At 59.8% G+C, this 3143-nt stretch carries 1 pseudogene; it reads right to left on the bottom strand.

From position 1 onward, the window contains the following. Positions 1-3002 (bottom strand): annotated as a pseudogene (locus tag AC04SG_RS32695) (hypothetical protein); the annotation flags it as partial. Between the last annotated feature and the right edge of the window lie 141 nt (positions 3003-3143).

The following is a 3143-nucleotide window of genomic DNA, read 5'->3' as shown; positions in this document are numbered from 1 at the left end:
GCCTGCGATGGCAATGCACCCAGTTGATGGACGGGGTCCGCCGACGACATCAGGCGACCACCTGAATTGGCGATCTCGCTCAGCTGCCGCTCAATGGCAAGGCCGTCTGGATTGTCCAGGGTCCTCGGCCTCTTCGCTGGCCGCAACCCCGCTGTGTCACGCTCATCGTTGATGAGGACCTCCTCGCTTGGCGGGAGGTTGCTGCTGGCAAATACACCCATCGGCTTGTCGGGGAACTGCTGGGGGTCGTGGCCCCAGTTCAAGTGACGAACGGACTCTCGGGGATCCGATGACTGGTCATGGCGCGCGGCTGGCTCGAGAGATAACGACGGGCCGGGTTCGTCCATCATCTCCCAAAGCAAATCTTGGTCGTAGCTTTCTACAGGAGCCAGCAGCTCCGCTGGCCATCTGCCCGCGCCCTGCCACGCGCTGTGCTGAACAGCGGCGCTGCCGACGGGCATCGGCTCCATCCGGACCGCTTTTGCTGGATCAGGAACGGGGAGGATATGGCGCTCGAGCTCCATCGCTTTAGCGCCTGCCTGCGATTTTCGCAGATCAGCCAGTGCGGCACGGATATGCCGACTACCCCCGCTGTCCTTCCTATAGCGCTCGACATCCCCGTCCAATGACGTGCCGGAAAGCCGAGCAGCAATGCCCGGCTTGTTGCTCTCACGCAGATAGTCACTGAAACTGCGAAGAACAGCTGCATACAACCTGCTAGTCGATGTCCCTGCTTCGTTTTTGTATTCTTTGATGAGAGCCCCGTCCTGGGGGTGAGGATTTAGCTCAGTGCGGCCTGTGATCGGCACCACTCCGCCCGTCGACTGGAAGGTTCGCAGATGGTCTATTGCCGTAAGGAGTCGTTTGTGATGCCCCTTTTCGATGGCCTCGCGCGCATCATCGGTCAGCGACTGGTCGTTGAGCCGGGCAGCAAACGGATCTTTGTTATTTGCAAAGAGCCAGCGCCCGAAGCTGCGAAGAGAATGTACATAGGCGCCGGCAGTGCCATCGGCGGCATTGCCGTGGCGGAGGCCCTTCTCAAGCCCCGAAATAAGGCGAGCGTCCTCGGAATAAAGAGGCTGCTTGCTCCGCCCTATCAAAACTCCAGTTGACTGAAGGCGTTCGGCTGGCTGGAGAGATGACGACGGGCCGGGTTCGTCCATCATCTCCCAAAGCAAATCCTGATCGTAGCTTTCTACGGGAGGCAGCTCCTCTGGCCACCTGCCCGCACCCTGCGACACACTGTGCTGCGCAGCGGCGCTGCCGACGGGCATCGGCTCCATCCGCGGCGCGTTTTCGGGATCAGGAACGGGGAGGTTATGGCGCTCGAGCTCCATCGCTTTAGCGCCTGCCTGCGATTTTCGCAGATCAGCCAGTGCGGCACCGATTTTCCGATTGCCCCCGCCGTCCTTCCTATAGCGCTCGACATCGCCGTCCAACGACGTGCCGGAAAGCCGAGCAGCAATGCCCGGCTTGTTGTTCTCACGCAGATAGTCGCTGAAATTGCGAAGAACAGTTGCATACGCCCTGCGGGTCCCTGTCGCAGCTTCGTTTTTGTACTCTTTGATGAGAGCCACGTCCTGGGGGTGAGGATTTAGCTCAGCGCGGCCTGTGATCGGCACCACTCCGCCCGCCGACTGGAAGGTCCGGAGATGGTCTATTGCCGGACGGAGTCTCCCATTATGACCCGTTTCGATGGCCTCGCGCACATCATCGGTCAGCGATTGCTCGTTGAGCCGAGCAGCAATCGGATCTTTGTTATTTGCGAAGAGCCAGCTCCCGAACCTGTGAAGACAATATACATAGTTGTAGGCAGTGCGGTTGGCGGCGTTGCCCCCGAGGACTGCCTTCTCAAGTCCCGAAATAAGGTGAGCGTCCTCGGAATAAAGACGCTGCCTGCGCCGCCCTATCCGAACTCCAGCTGACTGAGCCGGCCGCAGTGTCGAGGACGCCGGTATTGCTCCACCTGAATTGGCGATCTCGCTCAGCTGCCGCTCAATGGCAAGACCGTCTGGATTGTCCAGGGGCCTCGGCCTCTTCGCTGGCCGCAACCCAGCTGTGTCACGCTCATCGTTGATGAGGACCTCCTCGCTTGGCAGGAGGTTGCTGCTGGCAAATGCACCCATCGGCTTGTCGGGGAACTGCTGGGGGTCGTAGCCCGAGTTCAAGGGACGAATGGACGCTCGATCCGAAGACTGGTCATGGCGCGCGGCTGGCTCGGGAGACGACGGGCCGGATTTGTCTATCATCTCCCAAAGCAAATCCTGGTCGTAGCTTTCTACGGGAGGCAGCTCCTCTGGCCAGCTTTGCTGCGCAGCGGCGCCGACGGACATTGGCTCCATCCGCGGCGCGTTTTCGGGATCAGGAACGGGGAGGATATGGCGCTCGAGCTCCATCGCTTTAGCGCCTGCTTGCGATTTTCGCAGATCAGCCAGTGCGGCACCGATATTCCGATCACCGCCGTCTTTCCGATAGCGCTCGACATCGCCATCCAATGACGTGCCGGAAAGCCGACCAGCAATGCCCGGCTTGTTATTTCTACGCAGGTAGTCGCTGAAACTGCGAAGAACAGACCTGCCGGTCCTTGTCGCTGCGTCGTTTCTGTACTCTTTGATGAGAGCCAGATCCTGGGGGTGAGGATTTAGCTCAGCGGGGCTTGTGATCAGCACGCGGCCCGTCTCCTGGAAGGTCCGGAGATGGTCTATTGCCGCAGGGAGTCTCCCGTGATAACCCTTTTCCATGGCCTCGCTCGCATCATCGGTCAGCGATTGATCGTCGAGCCGAGCAGCAATCGGATCTTTGTTATTTGCGAAGAGCCAGCGCCCGAAGCTGCGAAGAGAATATACATAGGCATTGACGGTGTGATTGGCGGCCTTACCCTCGAAGAGGGCCTTCTCAAAGCCCGAAATAAGGCCTACGTCCTCGGAATAAAGAGGCTGCTTGCTCCGCCCTGTCAAAACTCCAGCTGTCTGAGACGGTTGCAGTGTCGAGGCCGCCGGCATTGCTCTAATTCCACCTGAATTGGCGATCTCGCTCAGCTGCCGCTCAATGGCAAGACCGTGTAGATTGTCCAGGGTCCTCGGCCTCTTCGCTGGCCCCAACCCAGCTGTGTCACGCTCATCGTTGATGAGGACCTCCCCGCT

Source organism: Mesorhizobium sp. CNPSo 4684, assembly GCF_057784315.1.
The sequence above is the reverse complement of the archived record's forward strand: the minus strand, read 5'-3'. Positions and strand labels throughout refer to the sequence as shown.